Source organism: Aeromonas sp. (assembly GCF_051657805.1).
Classification (GTDB): Bacteria; Pseudomonadota; Gammaproteobacteria; order Enterobacterales; family Aeromonadaceae; genus Aeromonas.
Genome location: NZ_JBOFLJ010000061.1, coordinates 82,623 through 99,314, shown reverse-complemented (window position 1 = coordinate 99,314; position 16,692 = coordinate 82,623). Strand labels below are relative to the sequence as shown.

The 16,692-nt window shown below is 62.8% G+C and carries 12 protein-coding genes; 5 read left to right on the top strand and 7 right to left on the bottom strand.

The window, feature by feature from the left end; translation table 11 throughout:
* Positions 1-83: 83 nt before the first annotated feature.
* The 5 genes from ACRCYW_RS19200 to ACRCYW_RS19180 form a co-directional block, all read right to left on the bottom strand.
* Positions 84-1,226, bottom strand: a complete 1,143-nt coding sequence (locus ACRCYW_RS19200) for a mannitol-1-phosphate 5-dehydrogenase (RefSeq protein ID WP_438551598.1) — start codon at positions 1,224-1,226, stop codon at positions 84-86.
* A 34-nt stretch (positions 1,227-1,260) separates the two neighbouring features.
* Entirely contained in the window at positions 1,261-3,189 is a 1,929-nt protein-coding gene (locus ACRCYW_RS19195) for a PTS mannitol transporter subunit IICBA (protein ID WP_438551597.1), read from the bottom strand.
* Between the two features lie 582 nt (positions 3,190-3,771).
* A complete protein-coding gene (locus ACRCYW_RS19190; protein WP_438551596.1) occupies positions 3,772-5,790 on the bottom strand; it encodes an exoribonuclease II in 2,019 nt (672 codons plus the stop codon).
* A gap of 85 nt (positions 5,791-5,875) precedes the next feature.
* Positions 5,876-6,775 (bottom strand): LysR family transcriptional regulator ArgP, encoded by a 900-nt coding sequence (locus ACRCYW_RS19185; RefSeq protein WP_438551595.1) that lies wholly within the window; start codon positions 6,773-6,775, stop codon positions 5,876-5,878.
* 288 nt (positions 6,776-7,063) lie between these two features.
* Complete coding sequence (locus tag ACRCYW_RS19180; RefSeq protein ID WP_438551594.1) at positions 7,064-7,690, bottom strand: acyl-homoserine-lactone synthase; 627 nt, start codon at positions 7,688-7,690, stop codon at positions 7,064-7,066.
* A gap of 65 nt (positions 7,691-7,755) precedes the next feature.
* On the opposite strand from ACRCYW_RS19180, the gene ACRCYW_RS19175 reads away from it, so the two are divergent.
* The 3 genes from ACRCYW_RS19175 to ACRCYW_RS19165 all read left to right on the top strand — a co-directional run bounded on the left by ACRCYW_RS19175 (position 7,756) and on the right by ACRCYW_RS19165 (position 11,597).
* Positions 7,756-8,535: a LuxR family transcriptional regulator gene (locus tag ACRCYW_RS19175; protein ID WP_438551593.1), complete on the top strand. Its 780-nt coding sequence runs from the start codon at positions 7,756-7,758 to the stop codon at positions 8,533-8,535.
* A 337-nt stretch (positions 8,536-8,872) separates the two neighbouring features.
* On the top strand, positions 8,873-9,493 hold the full coding sequence (lysE, locus tag ACRCYW_RS19170) for an L-lysine exporter (RefSeq protein WP_438551592.1): 621 nt from the start codon (positions 8,873-8,875) through the stop codon (positions 9,491-9,493).
* Between the two features lie 127 nt (positions 9,494-9,620).
* Positions 9,621-11,597 (top strand): bifunctional 2',3'-cyclic-nucleotide 2'-phosphodiesterase/3'-nucleotidase, encoded by a 1,977-nt coding sequence (locus ACRCYW_RS19165; RefSeq protein ID WP_438551591.1) that lies wholly within the window; start codon positions 9,621-9,623, stop codon positions 11,595-11,597.
* Between the two features lie 59 nt (positions 11,598-11,656).
* On the opposite strand, the gene lpxL is transcribed toward ACRCYW_RS19165, so the two are convergent.
* Positions 11,657-12,580: an LpxL/LpxP family Kdo(2)-lipid IV(A) lauroyl/palmitoleoyl acyltransferase gene (gene lpxL, locus ACRCYW_RS19160; protein ID WP_438551590.1), complete on the bottom strand. Its 924-nt coding sequence runs from the start codon at positions 12,578-12,580 to the stop codon at positions 11,657-11,659.
* Positions 12,581-12,853: 273 nt separating this feature from the next.
* Between lpxL and hldE the strand changes: the two genes are divergently transcribed.
* Positions 12,854-14,281: a bifunctional D-glycero-beta-D-manno-heptose-7-phosphate kinase/D-glycero-beta-D-manno-heptose 1-phosphate adenylyltransferase HldE gene (gene hldE / locus ACRCYW_RS19155; RefSeq protein WP_438551589.1), complete on the top strand. Its 1,428-nt coding sequence runs from the start codon at positions 12,854-12,856 to the stop codon at positions 14,279-14,281.
* 130 nt (positions 14,282-14,411) lie between these two features.
* Here hldE and tolC read toward each other — a convergent pair whose 3' ends face one another.
* Entirely contained in the window at positions 14,412-15,737 is a 1,326-nt protein-coding gene (gene tolC, locus ACRCYW_RS19150) for an outer membrane channel protein TolC (protein WP_438551588.1), read from the bottom strand.
* 312 nt (positions 15,738-16,049) lie between these two features.
* Here tolC and nudF point away from each other — a divergent pair, with 312 nt between their 5' ends.
* Positions 16,050-16,691, top strand: a complete 642-nt coding sequence (nudF, locus tag ACRCYW_RS19145; protein WP_438551587.1) for an ADP-ribose diphosphatase — start codon at positions 16,050-16,052, stop codon at positions 16,689-16,691.
* The last annotated feature ends 1 nt before the right edge of the window (position 16,692 follow it).

The window sequence follows — 16,692 nt, the reverse complement described above, 5'->3', positions numbered from 1 at the left end:
AGAGCCAGGCTCTCTCCCGGTTTTTAACTTGGGGGCATCCTGGCCACCCGCGATGGGCAGGCCAGGATGCCGCCTGTGGGTCCTCACAGGGCCTGATAGCGAGCGACAATGGCGGCAACGATCTCGCTGTCTGCGTCCAGGCCAGTCACTGTTGCCAGCGTCTGGGCCGGGCCCAGCTCCGCCAGCATGGCCTGCAGCTCCACCGCCTGAGGATCATCGGCATTGCGATAATGCAGCGCCGCCGCTATGCCCTCCTGCAGATGATCGCTCGGCAGGCCGTACTCCAGAGTGCCGAGCAGGGGCTTCACCAGCCTGTCCCCCGCCGCCAGCTTGCGCAGCGGTTGGCGGCCGACCCGGTCGATCTCGTCCACCAGATAGGGGTTCGCGAAGCGGGCCAGGATCTTCTCGATATAGGCGGTATGGAGCCGTGGATCGAAGCTGTAACGCTGCACCAGCACGGCACCGCTCTCCTCCATGGCCCGGCGCACCTTGCTGCGAATGAGCGGATCCTCGATGGCTTCCCGCACCGTCTGGTAACCCCTCAGCTTGCCGAGGTAGGCGGTGACGATGTGGCCGGTGTTGAGGGTGAACAGCTTGCGCTCGACGAAGGCCATCAGGTTGTCGGTCGTCTCCATGCCCGCGACCTTGGGCAGCTCGCCCTTGAACTGGGTCTGGTCGACGATCCACTCGCTGAAGCTCTCCACAGTTACCTCCAGCGGGTCGTCGTTGGCCGCGGCCGGGGGCACTATGCGATCCACCGCCGAGTCGACGAAGCCGATGCAGGACTCGAGCCGGGGATGATACTCGACCGGCAGGTACTTGAGTACCTCCTGCTTGAGATGGCTGGTGCCGCGCACCATGTTCTCGCAGGCGATGACGTTGAGGGGGGTCTGGTTGCCGGCATCGAAGCGGGCCTGCAGCCCCTTGGCCAGGGTGCTGGCAATCTTGTCCAAGATGTTCGGCCCCACCGCCGTGGTCACCAGATCCGCGGTGACGATACGGTCGATCACCTCCTGCCCGGCTGAGCTGACGGCGGCCACGTTGCGCACCACGTCCAGCTTCTGATCCGTGCCCACCACCAGCACCTTGTACTCCTGGCGGTGGTTGAGCTGATCGATCAGGGTCTCGTTGACGTCGGCGAAGGTGACCTGGTGGCTGGCGTCGGCCAGCAGTTTACCGATGAAGCCGCGACCTATGTTGCCGGCACCAAAATGCAATGTTTTCATGATATTAACCTCTACAACCAAAGACGATGAAGACTTATGCGGCCTGTTCGGAACCCAGCAGATCCAGGAACTCCTGGGGATCCTGCGTGCTGGCCAACCGGTCGATGAGACCCGGTTCATCCAGTGCATTGGTCAGCTTGGTTATTACCTGAATGTGTTCGTCGTTGCGGGCGGCGATGCCAATCACCAGCCGTGCCACCTCGTCGGCGGACTCACCGAAGGGCACGCCGGCCGGGTACTGGCAGATGACGATGCCGGTGCGCTTCACGTGCTCCTTGGCGGCTATGGTGCCGTGGGGCACGGCGATGGACTCACCGAGATAGGTGGAGACCAGCTGCTCGCGCTCCAGCATGGCGTTGACGTAGTCCGGCGCCACGTAGCCACGCTCGGCCAGCAGCTTGCCGGCGGCCAGGATGGCGGCCTCCTTGTTGTCGGCTTTGAGGCCGAGGTGCACGTCCTGCAGGCTCAGGGTGAAGACCTCGCTCGCCTGCGGCTCGTAGCTGTCGTCGTTGGCCGCCACCAGCAGGTGCGGGTTGGCCACGTCGTCGTTGGCGGCTCTGGCCAGGCTCAGGTTCTGCACCAGTTCCTGATAGAGCGCGTTGTCGAGGAAGTTGGAGAGGGAGATATGCTGGGCGTGGGGCGCATGGCGACGGGCACGGTCGGTCAGATCCTTGTGGGTGATGACCAGATCCACCTGATCGTCCAGGCTGTTGATGGCGCGGTTGGTCACGCTGATGTCGAGACCCGCGGCCTCTACTCGCTTGCGCAGCATGCCGGCGCCCATGGCGCTGGAGCCCATGCCCGCATCGCAGGCGACCACGATGTTGCGTACCGCCATCAGCTCGCCACCCGGTTTCTTGGCCGCCGTGGCTTCGGGCTTGGCCCCCTTCATGGATTTCATCTTGCGGGTCGCTTCACCCAGGGCGTCGGCTTCATCGGCCTCCGGTTGCTGGGCGCGGACGAAGACGGCGGCGACCAGGAAGGAGACGGTGGTGGAGGCGACGATGGAGAGCAGCACCCCGATGAGGGAGGCTTTCGGTGTCATCAACAGCACGGCGAAGATGGAACCCGGTGAGGCGGGGGAGACCAGACCTGCGTTGAACAGGGTCAGGGTGAACACCCCCGTCATGCCACCGGCGATCACCGCCAGGATGAGGCGCGGGTTCATCAGCACGTAGGGGAAGTAGATCTCGTGGATGCCGCCGAAGAAGTGAATGATGGAGGCACCGGCGGCGGACTGCTTGGCATTGCCGCGGCCGAACACCATGTAGGCCAGCAACACGCCGAGGCCCGGGCCCGGGTTCGCTTCGATCAGGAAGAAGATGGAGCGGCCCTGTTCGGTGGCCTGCTGGATACCGAGCGGCGAGAAGATGCCGTGGTTGATGGCGTTGTTCAGGAACAGGATCTTGGCCGGCTCGACGAAGATGGAGGTCAGCGGCAGCAGGCTGTGGGCGACCAGGAAGTCGACACCACCGGCCAGGGCGCCGGAGAGCACCTTGACGAAGGGACCGATCACGAAGAAGGCGAGGATGGCGCACAACATGCCGATGATGCCGGCGGAGAAGTTGTTGACCAGCATCTCGAAGCCGCTCTTGACTCGACCCTCCATCGCCTTGTCGAAGCGCTTGATGGCCCAGCCTCCGAGGGGGCCGACCATCATGGCACCCATGAACATGGGGATGTCGGTACCGACGATGACGCCCATGGTGGTGATGGCGCCGACCACGGCCCCGCGCTCACCCCCGATCAGCTTGCCGCCTGTGTAGCCGATGAGCAGCGGCAGCAGATAGGTGATCATGGGACCGACCAGCTTGGCCAGCGTCTCGTTCGGCAGCCAGCCGGTGGGGATGAAGAGGGCGGTGATGAAGCCCCAGGCGATGAAGGCGCCTATGTTGGGCATGACCATATTGGACAGGAAGCGTCCAAAATTCTGTATCTTGACTTTGGTATCCGGTGATAACATGTCGGGACCCCGTTTTAAGCCTGTTTGATTAAGAGTGGTAGTCGGAGTGGTGGGTTTTGCCGAACCCCCATCCCGGTCGTCTAAGCAACTTCAATCTACCAGCTTGCGATCAAATTAGGCTGAAAACGGGGCGTCTTGTGATGTGCCTCTCAAATACCCCTCTCCCCCCCCTCCCCGATGAGTGATCTCAATCACGATTCGGAACTGTTTTTTGGCTACTTTTCATTCTTTTCTGCTGCGAATGATGTTTTATCGTGATTTACCTCTCGTTTTTTGGTCTGGTGGGAGGCGGTGTCAATGTGACGGTGATCACGAATCGTGAATTTGAATTCAATTGGAGCTTTGTTGGCGGGGCGAGATCCGGGGGGAGCAACGATGAATAATCCGACATCTCCATTAACTGACCGATGAATCATCCCGATCTGTAACCCAGTTTCAGGTTTTCAGGGCGTTATCCGAGCATGCCTTGCCCGAGCGGGGGCCTCAGGGGATTACGGTCGAGGGTATCAGGGGAGGTGCGTGAAGCCGTGGCACGCCCATGAAAAAGGCCCGCACGGAGGCGGGCCTTTGAGGAGTGGGGATTTATTCCGCCTTGGGTGCCGGTTCGGCCGGGGTCTCGGCGTCGACGACCGGCGCCACAGGGGCCGGGCCCGGCACCAGATCCACCGCCGGTTTGGCGATGAGGGAGCGGGTTTCTTCTACCGCCTCGGTCAGCTTGACCTCGATGACCTGGCCGAGTTCGTAGACCACCTCTGTCTTGTCCAGGTAGACGCGGCCATTGTCCCAGTTGCACTCCAGCCTGTCCTTGTTGTCCAGGATGTGGCGGGCGGGCATGAAGACAACGGCGCCATTCTCCCGCAGGCGCAGCTTGAGGCCGGCGCGCATCACGTCGATGATCTCGGCGTTGAACACCTGATCGGTGCCGGCGGCAGACATCAGGTAACGGACATAGAGCCAGTCGCCGATGTCGCGCTCCACCATGCGGTGCAGGCGGCGGCAGGCGGTCAGGTGCTCGGTCAGCTCTGTGCTCGGGCGCGGGCCCGGAGTCTTGCCGGCGATGACGGCTTTCAGCAGACGATGGTTGACCATGTCGCCGTATTTGCGGATCGGGGAAGTCCAGGTGGCATAGGCATCCAGCCCCAGGCCGTAGTGGGCGCCCGGCTCGGAGGACATGAGCGCATAGCTCTGGAAGCGGCGGATCTTGCCGTCCAGCCAGCGGGTATCCAGGTTGTCTATCCAGCGGCGCAGGGCGCAGAAGCCGGACAGGCTGGCGATCTCTTCCTTCTCGAACGGGGCTTCGGCTGTCTTGAGCAGCTCGATGGCGCCGTCCAGCGACTCCTCGTCAAAACCGGTGTGGACGTTGAAGATGCCGTAACCCACCTGCTTGCCGAGCACACGGCCGGCGCAGATGTTGGCGGCGATCATCGACTCTTCCACCATGCGGTTGGCGATGCGGCGCGGCTCGACGTGGATCGCCAGCACTTCACCGTTCTCACCGAGTTCGAAGTCGTAGTCGGGGCGATCCGGGAACACCAGGGCGTGCTCGGTGCGCCACTTGATGCGCGCCTCCGTCATGGCCTTCATCAGCGGCAGCTGGGCCAGGACGCCCGCGTCTATGCTGAGCTCCTTGCCATGCTCGGCCCAGTCGGATACGTCGTCATAGGAGAGACGGGCGTGGGAGACGATGCGGGCGGCGAAGAATTCGGTCTCCTCCAGCAACAGGCCATCCTCGGCCACCAGCAGACGGGCGCACAGGGTGTTGCGCTCCTCGCCCTCTTTCAGGGAGCAGAGCTCGTCTGAGAGGGTGCGCGGGATCATGGGCACGTTGCGGCCCGGCATGTAGACGGTGAAGGCGCGCTTGGCGGCTTCCTGGTCCAGCTCGCTGCCCTCGGCGACGTAGGCGGTCGGATCGGCGATGGCCACCAGCAGCTCCCAGCCGTTGTCCAGCTTGCGGATGGCCAGGGCGTCATCCATGTCCTTGGTCTTGGCTCCGTCGATGGTGAAGAAGGGGGTAGAGGTCAGGTCGGTGCGGGGCAGCTCCTCTTCCTCGATCACCTTCCACTCCGGCAGATCGGCCGGCTCGATCTGGGCCAGGTTGTGGCGCGCCAGCACCACCCACCAGGGCACGTTGTGATCGTCCTTGTCGGCGATGAGCTGGGTGATCTCGGCGGAGAAGTTGCCGTCCACCAGGGCGTGGCGCTTGAGGGTCGCGACCACCCAGTCCCCTTCCTTGAAGGATTTCTCGTCCAGACCCTTCTTGGCGCGGGCCTTGATGGCGTCCTTGATGAGGGGGTGATCCGGCACCACGTTGAGGCGATCGCGGAACATCTTCACGCGGCCGACGAAGCGGGTCACCGCCTGCTCCAGCAGGGCATCCGGCTCGGCCACTTCCTTCTCTTTCTCGGTCCGGATCAGGGCGCTCACCCGGTCACCGTGCATCACCTTCTTCATGTAGGGAGGCGGCACGAAATAGCTGGTCTTCTCATCGACCTCCAGGAAGCCGAAGCCCCGATCGGAGGCGCGGATCACACCCTCTTTCTTGGGGATGTTCTCGCGGATTTGTTGCTTGAGCTGGGCCAGCAGCGGATTGTCTTGAAACATAAGTGAGGAACCTGAGTGGAAACCGATGAAGAATCGCCCAGCACTATACGTTTTTACCCCTCCAAAGCCAAGGTGAATGGCCCGCTCAGCGGGGTTGCAGTGCCCGGCGACCCTGCTGGATCAGGCGCGAGGAGATCCGTTTGTGCAGCCCCCGCTCCAGCACCCAGCGGTGCCAATAGAGCCGCTCTACCAGGTGATGGTCCGGGCAGAGATCGAGCAGGCTCCCCTCTGCCAGCTGGCGACGGATCTGCAGCTCGGGGATGAGGCAGCAGGCCAGCCCCTGCTCGGCCATGGCGACGAAGGCCTCGGAGGAGCGCACCGTGTGGCAGGGGTAGCCGCCGGGTTTCAGATCGAAGTGGCGGGCCATGAAGCTCACGTGCATGTCGTCCCGCTGATCGAAGGCCACCGCCGGCGCCTTGGCGAGCGCCGCAGGCGTGAGCCCCTGGGGGAAGTGGCGGGCGACGAAGGCGGGGCTCGCGGTCAGCAGGTAGCGCATCTCGCCGAGCTCGTCGACGCAGCAACCGGCGAGCGGCTGGGGCTGCAGGCTGACGGCGCCGAACGCCTGGCCCTCGCGCACCTTGTCGAGGGTGCGGCTCTCGTCATCCACCAGCAGGTTCAGCTCGATGGGATGCTGCTCAAGCAGGGGGCCGAGGGCGGGCAGGAACCAGGTGGCCAGGCTGTCGGCGTTGATGGCGATGCTGACCCGCACCGGCGCCTGGGGCTCGTCCGGGGAGAGCTCGCCGGCCAGCTCCAGCTCCAGCTGGCGTACCTGACGATAGTGGGCCAGCAACTTCTGGCCGAGCTCGGTGGCCCGCAGGGGCTGGCTGCGGATGATCAGCGGCTCGGCGAACTGCTGCTCCAGCTGCTTGATGCGCTGGGAGATGGCGGACTGGGTGAGGTGCAGGCGCTGGGCGGCCCGCTCGAAATTCTGCTCCTCCATCACGGCGTCCAGCGCCAGCAGCAGCTTGTAGTCCAGTGCCTTCATCAGCATTCCTTATGAATGTTTGGATTCCAGAAAATATGCTACTGAACCCTGGGGTTGGCAACAAGGCGAAGGGGTCCTGACAGCATTCCGGAAGCCAGGAGGGGGTGAGGTCGGTCACTGTGATAAGTGACAGTAGCGGGTGAATGAGATTCATTAGATACTCACTCGGTCCGTTTTTGCATGGGGTGGAAACGGGCCATAGCGAGAGTTTTGGTCCCGGGCCCTGTCCCGGGACTTTTTTATGGGGCGAGGGGATGACTGCCCGGCTCTCGTTTGGAAAGGATGGACTCAGGGCGTGCCGAGCAACTCGCCGGCCCGGGCATAGTGGCCCCGCAGCGGCCGGTTGACGGCGAGCTCGAAACGCTCGTCCAGCAGGAAGCGGATGCCGACCCCGCGCACCGCCCCCAGATCCACCGCCTGGCGGTGGCCGAGGCGTTCGATGGGGAGGCCGAGGCGGCGGAAGATGCGCTCCACCGGCAGGCTGACCACGGCGACCAGTTCCCGGATCCCCTGCTCCCTGGCGAAGGCATAGACCTCGCGGAAGATGACGCAGGTCAGCTCGCTGATGCCGTTGTCGAGCTGGGGAGCCCGGCTGGCATCGATGGCGAGCCGGGTCAGCTCCCACACCTCGGGGCCGCGGGGGGCCATCTCGCCGGCGAGGGCGCAGGGGAAGATGCTGGGCAGCATGTAGTCCTGGGCGCAACTGAGCAGCCGGATGCAGCCGCACAGCCCTTGCTCGTCTTCGATCAGTACCCAGTGGGTGTCCGGTTTGTCAAAACTGTCCCGCTCCAGCCCCTTGTGGGCTTCCACATCCCAGCCGAGCCGATCGGAGAAGACTCGCTTGCGAAAGCGATAAAGCTCGTTTTCGACCTCCCATTTGGGGTGTTCTTTTATTTTTCCTTTGAAAACAAGCATTCATGTCTCTCCATTTCATGTTTCGGCGCTATAATCCAAAGCCTTGGCCAGGGGGGGCTAGCCTAATGACACGCGACCAACTGCTTGAGTATCTGGAACATTTCACACTGGTGACCGATGGCAATCGGCTGGCCGAGCTGATCGGCCGCTTCACCCTGGGAATGGGCTACGACTACTATCGTTTTGCGCTCATCCTGCCCATGTCCATGCAAAGGCCCAAGGTGGTGCTGTTCAATCAATGCCCTGACTCCTGGGTACAGGCCTACACGGTCAACAACATGCTGGCCTGTGATCCCATCATCCAGCTCGCACGTAGGCAGACCTTGCCGATCTATTGGAACCGGCTGGACGAGAAGGCGCGCTTCCTGCAAGAGGGCAGCATGGATGTGATGGGGCTGGCGGCGGAGTTCGGCCTGCGCAACGGCATCTCCTTCCCCTTGCACGGGGCGGCGGGGGAGAACGGCATTCTCTCCTTCATCACCACGGAGCGGGCCTCGAGCGATCTGCTGCTGGAGTCCTCGCCCATCCTCTCCTGGATGTCCAATTACATCTTCGAGGCGGCGATCCGGATCGTGCGCAAGAGCATGCATGAGGGGGATCGGGAGGCGCTGACCGACCGGGAGACCGAGTGCCTGTTCTGGGCGAGCGAGGGCAAGACCTCGAGCGAGATCGCCTGCATCCTCGGCATCACGGAGCGTACCGTGAACTACCACCTCAATCAGGTGACCCGCAAGACCGGCTCCATGAACCGCTATCAGGCCATCGCCAAGGGGGTGAGCAGCGGCATCCTGCTGCCCAATCTGGAGCAGGTCGTGGTCACCAACTACCCCTCGCTGCTGCAATGATCTTGGGCTGAGCGACAACAAGCTGTCGTTCGGCTTCTCATGGGGCTCACCCTTACCTCTGCAGACCACTGTCCTGAAATCCTTGTTGTCGCGGGATGCCGGATTGCGTTTTGTCCCGTCTTGACGCCATTTTGTCCTGCCTGGCGCAATAACCCTGCTGATTCTCGGGTTGGGGAGGGGGGGCCACAATTGTCAGATCCTGCTATTGACAGGGGGAGGGGAATGGCGGAAGGCACTGGCTTATCAGAATGGCTAATGCATCAGAAAATGAATAAATTTCTCTGATGGCTTGGCAGGCCCTATAGTGCCGTCCATCTCCCCATTGGAACGCTTCCCCATGTTTACCACTACCCTGCAAGGCTTTACCCTCGGCCTCGCCATGATCATCCCCATCGGAGCCCAGAATGCCTTCGTGCTGAGCCGGGGCATCCATCGCAACCACCACCTGCTGACGGCCACCCTCTGCTGCCTGTGCGATCTCGTGCTGATCGGGATAGGGGTGTTCGGCGGTGCCAATTTGCTGGCGGCCAGCCCCATCGGGTTGGCGCTGCTGACTTGGGGCGGGGTGCTCTTCCTCGGCTGGTTCGGCCTGCGCTCCCTGCGCAGCGCCTGGCGCGGGCAAGGAGGGGGGATGGCAGACTCTCCCCAGCTGATGGGGGTCAAGAGCGTGCTGGCCATGACCCTGGGCGTGACCCTGCTCAACCCCCATGTCTATCTGGATACCCTGATGCTGCTCGGCTCCTTCGGCAGCCAGTTTGCCGAGGAGCTGAGACCCGCCTTCGCCGCCGGAGCCATGCTGGCCTCCCTGGTCTGGTTCTACAGCCTGGCGTTCGGCGCGGCGGCCCTCTCCCCCTGGCTCGCCCGGGGAAAGGTGCAGCAAGCCATTGATATTGTTGTCGGTATCATCATGCTGGGGCTGTCGGCCAAGCTGGCGATCGGTGCCCTGCTCGTCCCATGACGCTATTTTTGTGCCGGGCCTCATAAAAATGAGTCCCGGTTCCATGTGCTGACATATTCGTCTGTTAAATTCCCGGCGCTGGTAAAGCGTTACTCATAAGAAAAGGGAAAAGACAGTGAATAAAACTATGAAACTGGGTGCTATTGCAGCCATCGTGCTGTTGTCTGCCTGTAGCAGTGACAACGACAGCGAGGCGCAACCGGGAGCCGTCTCCCTGCGCCTCATCCAGACCTCCGATATCCACTCCAACGTGCTGGGCTATGACTACTACCAGAACAAGGAGGATCGCAAATTCGGCCTCTCCCGCACCGCCCTGCTGATCCGGGCCGCCCGGGCCGAGAACCCCAACAACCTGCTGCTCGACAACGGCGACCTCATTCAGGGCACGCCGCTGGCGGACTACATCTTCGAGCAGTCCGGCGCCGGCTACCTCGACAAGCAGGCCCACCCGGTGTTCAAGGCCATGAACGAGCTCGGCTATGACGCCGGCAACCTCGGTAACCACGAGTTCAACTACGGGCTGGACTACCTCGGCAAGGTGCTGGCGGGAGCCAAGTTCCCCTATGTGAACGCCAACGTGTTCGAGGCCGGTGCCTTCAAGCGCGATGCCAAGGGACAGATAGACTGGAGCGGCAACAAGTTCACCCCCTACCTGCTGCTGGAGCGCAAGGTGGTGGATGACAAGGGCCAGTCGCAGACCGTCAAGGTCGGTATCCTCGGCCTGACCCCGCCCCAGGTGCTGCAGTGGGACAAGCGCCACCTGGAGGGCAAGGTGGTGGTGGCCGACATGGTGGAAACCGCCAACCACTACGTGCCCGAGCTGCGTGCCAAGGGGGCCGACCTGGTGGTGGTGGTCGCTCACACCGGCATCAACGCCAACAGCTACGAGGCCATGATGGAGAACTCCGCCTGGCACCTGGCCAAGGTGAAGGGCATAGACGCCCTGATGCTGGGCCACGCCCACAAGAACTTCCCAGGTGACTTCCCGGACTTGCCGGAGGTGGACAACCAGGCCGGCACCCTGAGCGGCATCCCCACCGTCATGCCCGGTTACTGGGGCAATCACCTCGGCATCATCGACCTCAAGCTGGAGCAGGTGGATGGCAAATGGCGGGTGAAGCAGAGCCAGGCCAGCCTGCGCAAGATAGATGCCAGCGAAGGCAGCGCCGTGGATCAGCGGGTGGTGGACCTGGTGCAGGCGGATCACGACGCCACCAATCTCTGGCTGGATGAGCCCCTTGGCAAGATCACCTCCCCCATCCACAGCTTCTTCGCCCTGGTGCAGGATGACCCCTCGGTGCAACTGGTGAGCGATGCCCAGCGCCAGCATGCCGAGCAGCTGCAAAAGGACGGCCTGCTCAAGGAGTCCTACCCGATCCTCTCGGTGGCGGCGCCGTTCCGTGGCGGGCGCAACGGCATCAATGATTTCACCTATGTGGCCCAGGGCAACATCTCCCTGCGCAACGTCTCCGATCTCTACATCTACCCCAACACCCTGCAGGTGGTGGAGGTGAACGGCGCCACCGTCAAGGAGTGGCTGGAGATGAGCGCCGGCCAGTTCAACCGGATCGACGCCGCCAAGACGGAGGTACAGTGGCTGGTGAACGAGAACTTCCCCACCTACAACTTCGACGTCATCGACGGGGTCAGCTACGAGGTGGATATCACCCAGCCCGCCCGCTACAACAAGGAAGGGCTCAAGGTGAGCGACGGCCAGCGCATCAGCGGCCTGACCTTCAACGGCCAGCCCATCGACCCGGCCCAGAAGTTCTACGTGGTGACCAACAACTACCGCGCCAGCGGCGGCGGTCACTTCCCGGGGATCGACGGCAGCAACATAGTCCACGAAGATCCCTCCGAAACGCGGGAGATCATCGCCCAGTACCTGAAGTCCCAGTCAGCGGACAACCCGTCCGGCTTCAACCCGGCGGCCAACGGCAACTGGCATATGAAGGCGCTGCCCGCCGGGGTGGATGTGCGGCTCTACTCTTCCCCGCGGGATGAGGCGAAAGCACTGGCGGGGGCGGACCTGATCTATCAGTCCACCCTGCCGATGAGCGATGCCAAGCACCCTGGCTACGCCATCTACCGCCTGGTTCGCTGATAGCCCAGGCCGATAACAAAAAGCCCTCGCACTGCGAGGGCTTTTTCGTGGGGGAAGGCTTAGTAGAAACCCGCGTCCTCCGGGTTGGGGCGGGTCTTGAAGCGGCGGTGCAGCCACATGTACTGCTCGGGGGCACGGCGCACGGCGGCCTCGATTTCCCGGTTGGCGCGGGTGGCATCGGCCACGTCATCGCCGCTCGGGTAGTCCTCCAGCGGCGCCCCTATGTGCAGGGTATAGCCGGTGGCGGTGCGGATGTTGTAGCAGGGCAGAGTGACGGTGTTTTTCACCCGGGCCAGGGTGGCGGTGCCCGTGATGGTGGCCGCCTGTTCCACCGCGAAGTAGGGCACGAAGACGCTGGCGTGGGCGCCATAGTCGTGATCCGGCGCGTACCAGAGGGCGTCGCCGTTGCGCAGGGCCTTGATCATCCCCTTCACGTCCAGCCTGTCCACCAGGTATTTGTTGGAGGCGCAGCGACCGTGATACTGGGCATACTCCAGCACAGGGTTGGTGTTGGGGCGGTAAACGCCGACCCCGGGTCGCACCAGACCGAAGCAGCGGGCGTTGAGTTCAAGGGTGAGGAAGTGGCAGGAGAGCAGCAGCATGCCCTGGCCCTTCTCGATGGCGGCGATGACGTGTTCTTCCCCCTCCACCTTCATCAGGCGGCGCATCCGCCAGTCCGGCCAGAACCAGGCCATGCCCACCTCGAAGATGGCGCAACCCACGCTCTCGAAGTTCTGCAACAGCAGCGCCTCGCGCTGATCCCGGCTCAGCTCTGGCATGGCCAGTTCCAGGTTGCGGCGCGCAATCTTGACGCGGGATTTCAATATCTTGCGAGCCAGGGTGCCGAGCTGGCGGCCGAGCCACATCTGGCTGCGCCAGGGCAGCAGCACCAGCAGCCAGAGCAGGGACAGGCCGAGCCAGCTACCCCAGTAGCGGGGATGGAACAGACGGGGTTCGAGGCGGGGAGCTTGTTCTTGGGCCATGAAGGGTCTCTTGTTCTCAATCACAAATGAGCCGGGTACCAAGGGGAGCGGGGAGAGACAAGGGCAGATGAATGCCCCGCTGGCATCACTTGGCGCGCAATCTGAGGATTCTATCCGAAAAGGGGGGGCGGGTGCGAATCGCCTCATCTGGTCAGAGGGGTCAGGAGGCGGGGAGGGCCGCCACGACTGGGACCACAGCGCTTTTTTCACGCCCGGGAAAAGAGTGTGATAAAATCCGGGACTGAATTTTTCAGGTTTTGAGAGCCGATACAGATGAAGATCACCCTGCCCGAGTTTGAGAAAGCCCGCGTCCTGGTCGTTGGCGATGTCATGTTGGACCGCTACTGGCACGGCCCCACCGGCCGGATCTCCCCCGAGGCACCGGTGCCCGTGGTCAAGGTCGAACACATCGAGGAGCGCCCGGGTGGCGCCGCCAACGTGGCCCTGAACTCGGCCGCACTCGGTGCCCACGCCGTCCTGCTGGGGCTGACCGGTCAGGATGAGCCGGCCGATGCCCTGGCCGGCCAGATGGCAGGGGTCAAGGTTGCCTGTGATTTCGTTCGTCTGGCGGACTATCCGACCATCACCAAGCTGCGGGTGCTGTCCCGCAACCAGCAACTACTGCGTCTGGACTTCGAGGAGGCCTTCCACGACGTCGATGCCTCCCTGCTGATGGGCAAGGTCGAGCGGGCCCTGCCCCAGGCGGACGTGATGATCCTCTCCGACTACGGCAAGGGAGCCCTGAACGACGTGCCGGGCATGATCCAACGCGCCCGCGCCGCCGGCATCCCCGTGCTGGTGGATCCCAAGGGCACCGATTTCGAGAAGTATCGCGGCGCCACCCTGTTGACCCCCAACATGTCCGAGTTCGAAGCCGTGGTAGGCAAGGTGAAGAGCGAAGACGAGCTGGTCGCCAAGGGGCTGGAGCTGGTCAAGCGCTTCGAACTGGCCGCCCTGCTGGTGACCCGCTCCGAGAACGGCATGACCCTGATCCGCGAAGGCCAGCTCGAGCTGCACCTGCCGGCCCAGGCCCACGAGGTCTATGACGTGACCGGTGCCGGCGATACCGTCATCTCCACCCTGGCCACCTCCCTGGCCGCCGGCAAGAGCCTGGACGAGGCCTGTGCCCTGGCCAATACCGCCGCCGGCATCGTCGTCGGCAAACTGGGCACCTCCACCGTCAGCCCGGTCGAGCTCGCCAACGCGCTCTACACCGAGCAGGAGACCGGCTTCGGCGTCATGTCCGAGGCCCAGTTGAAGGTTGCCGTCCAGGCCGCCCGTCTGCGGGGTGAGAAGGTGGTGATGACCAACGGCTGCTTCGACATACTGCACGCCGGCCACGTCTCCTACCTGGCCAACGCGGGCAAGCTCGGGGATCGCCTGATCGTCGCGGTCAACACCGACGAATCCGTGCGTCGCCTGAAAGGCCCGGGTCGTCCGGTCAACCCGACCGAGCGCCGCATGACGGTGCTGGCCGCCCTGGGCGCCGTGGACTGGGTGGTGCCCTTCTCGGAAGACACCCCCCAGCGCCTGATCGCCGAGATCCTGCCGGACCTGCTGGTCAAGGGGGGTGACTACAAGCCGGAAGATATCGCCGGTTACGCCGAGGTGACTGCCAATGGCGGTGAGGTTCGCGTGCTGAACTTCGAGGATGGCTGCTCCACCAGCGACATCATCAAGACCATTCGCGAGCGCGGCTAAGCGGATACGCACCTCATGAAAAACCCGGCCAAGGCCGGGTTTTTTGATGCCCCTCGCGGCCATGATGGCGCGGCGAGCAGGCAACAAAAAGGCGACCCAGAGGTCGCCTTTTTCATGGAGCCAGTGTGACTCAGGACTGCTTGGTGACCTGAGGAGCGGGCATCAGCCCCTGGTTCACGTCTTCCAGATCCTTCTGCTCCAGGATGCCGGCGGCCTGCTTGAGAGAGAGGATGCTGAGGATGTAGTTGTAGCGCGCCTCGGAGAGCTTCTGCTTGGCTTCGTACAGCTTGCGGGTGGAGTCCAGCACGTCGACGATAGTGCGGGTACCCACCTCGTAACCGGCTTCGGTCGCCTTCAGGGCGCTGTCGGCGGAGATGACGGACTGGCCGTAGGCGCGTACCGAGCCGATGCTGGCGTTCACGTTGTTGTAGGAGGAGCGCACCGTGCTCTGCACCGAGCGGAAGCTGCGCTCCAGCTGCTCGCTGGCGGCCACATAGTTGAACTGCGCCTGCTTGACCTGGGAGGTCGTCGCACCGCCGGTGTAGAGCGGCAGGTTGAAGTTCAGGCCTATGTTGCCCTGATTGCTGTTGCTGTCCGGATTGCGGATCTCGTCCTTGTAGTCGTTGTAACCGGCGGTGAGGCCGGCACCGAGATCCAGGGTCGGCTCATGACCTGTCTTGGCCAGGTCGATCTGCTCCTTGGCGATGTCCTTGCCGATGCGGGCGCTGTGCAGCTCCAGGTTCTTGTCCAGGGCCAGTTCCAGCCACTTGTCGGAGTTGAACGGCGTCTTCTGGGGGGCGAAGCGCTCGGTGTTGAGCACGTCCAGCTGACGGTGATCGATCCCGGTCAGCTCACGCAGGCTCTCGTAGCTGTTGTCCAGGGAGTTCTCGGCATTGATCTCGTCTGCCAGCGCCTGATCGCGCTCGGCCTCGGCCTCGTGCACGTCTGTGATGGCGGTCAGGCCCACTTCGAAGCGCTGCTGGGTCTGCTCGAGTTGACGCTCGACCGCGACCTTGTTGGCCCGCACGAATTCCAGGGTATCCATGGCCTTCAACACGTTGAAATAGGCCTGGGCGGTGCGCAGCATCAGGTTTTGAATTTCGAGGTTGTAGCCCACGTCGGACTGGGTGGCGCTCTTCTCGGTGAGATCCAGGTTGACCCAGTTGCTGCGACGATAGACGGATTGATCCAGGGTGACCGAACCGGTGGCGCCGGTATTGGTCATGGTGTCATTCTTGTTCTGCAGATAGTTCAGGCCGGCACCCAGATTGATCTGTGGCAACAGGGCCGCGCGGGATTCGTTGATCTTCTCGAAGGCTTGGTCTCGTCTCGCCTTGGACTCCAGCAGCTGGGTGTCCTTGACCTGAGCCTGTTGGTATATATCGAGCAGGTTTTCGGCATGAGCAGCGGTGCTCACACCCAGCATCACCATGACTGACAAGAGTGTTCTTTTCATATGATAGTTTTAACCTTATGTATCAACCCAAAGCTGTCCGCTGGATGAAGAGGGGGAGGAGATTGTCACCGAGCAAGCTTGATTTCAGCTTAACCACTCTACTATAAGCAAATTTGAATGCGAACTGTCTCTTTTCCAGCAGCAGTAATGTCAATGTTCAGGGGGGATTTTCTGGGCTGCGCGCCTAGCCAAATACCCTGTGGCTGCTAAAATCCATCCCCTATCGCCAGCGAGAACGAGTGAATGAACGTTCATTCATGTTCCCGAATATTATGGTCAAACCTCGCCAAGTCAAGCTGGCAGGAGTGTCGTATGTCGCAGCAAACCTTGCCACAAACCAGTCACTACTCGGGTAGTGATGTGAAAATCATCGAAAAATCATCCGGATACAACGGGTTCTTCAAGGTCAACGTCTACCGCCTGCAGCACAGATTATTTGCCGGTGGCTGGAATGAGCCCATAGTCCGCGAGCTGTTCGAGCGGGGTCATGCCGCCGCCCTGCTGCCCTATGATCCGGTGCGCGACCAGATAGTGCTGGTGGAGCAGTTCCGCATCGGCGCCATGGAGACCGGCGCCACCCCCTGGCTGCTGGAACTGGTGGCCGGGATCATAGATGAAGGGGAGACCCCGGAGGCCGTGGTGCGCCGGGAGGCGGTGGAAGAGGCGGGCCTCGAGGTGGGTCGCTGCGAGCATGCCATCAGCTACCTGGTGAGCCCGGGCGGCAGCACCGAGCGCATCGAGGTCTATGTGGGTGAGGTGGATGCCAGTCAGGCCACCGGGATCCACGGTCTGGCGGAAGAGGGGGAAGACATCCGGGTGCACGTGGTGAGCCGCGAGCAGGCCTACGCCTGGCTGAAAGAGGGGCGCATCGACAACGCCGCCTCCGTCATCGCCCTGCAATGGTTGGCCCTCAACCATGGCGAGCTGCGGGCCCGCTGGCTGGCAGGGCGCTGAG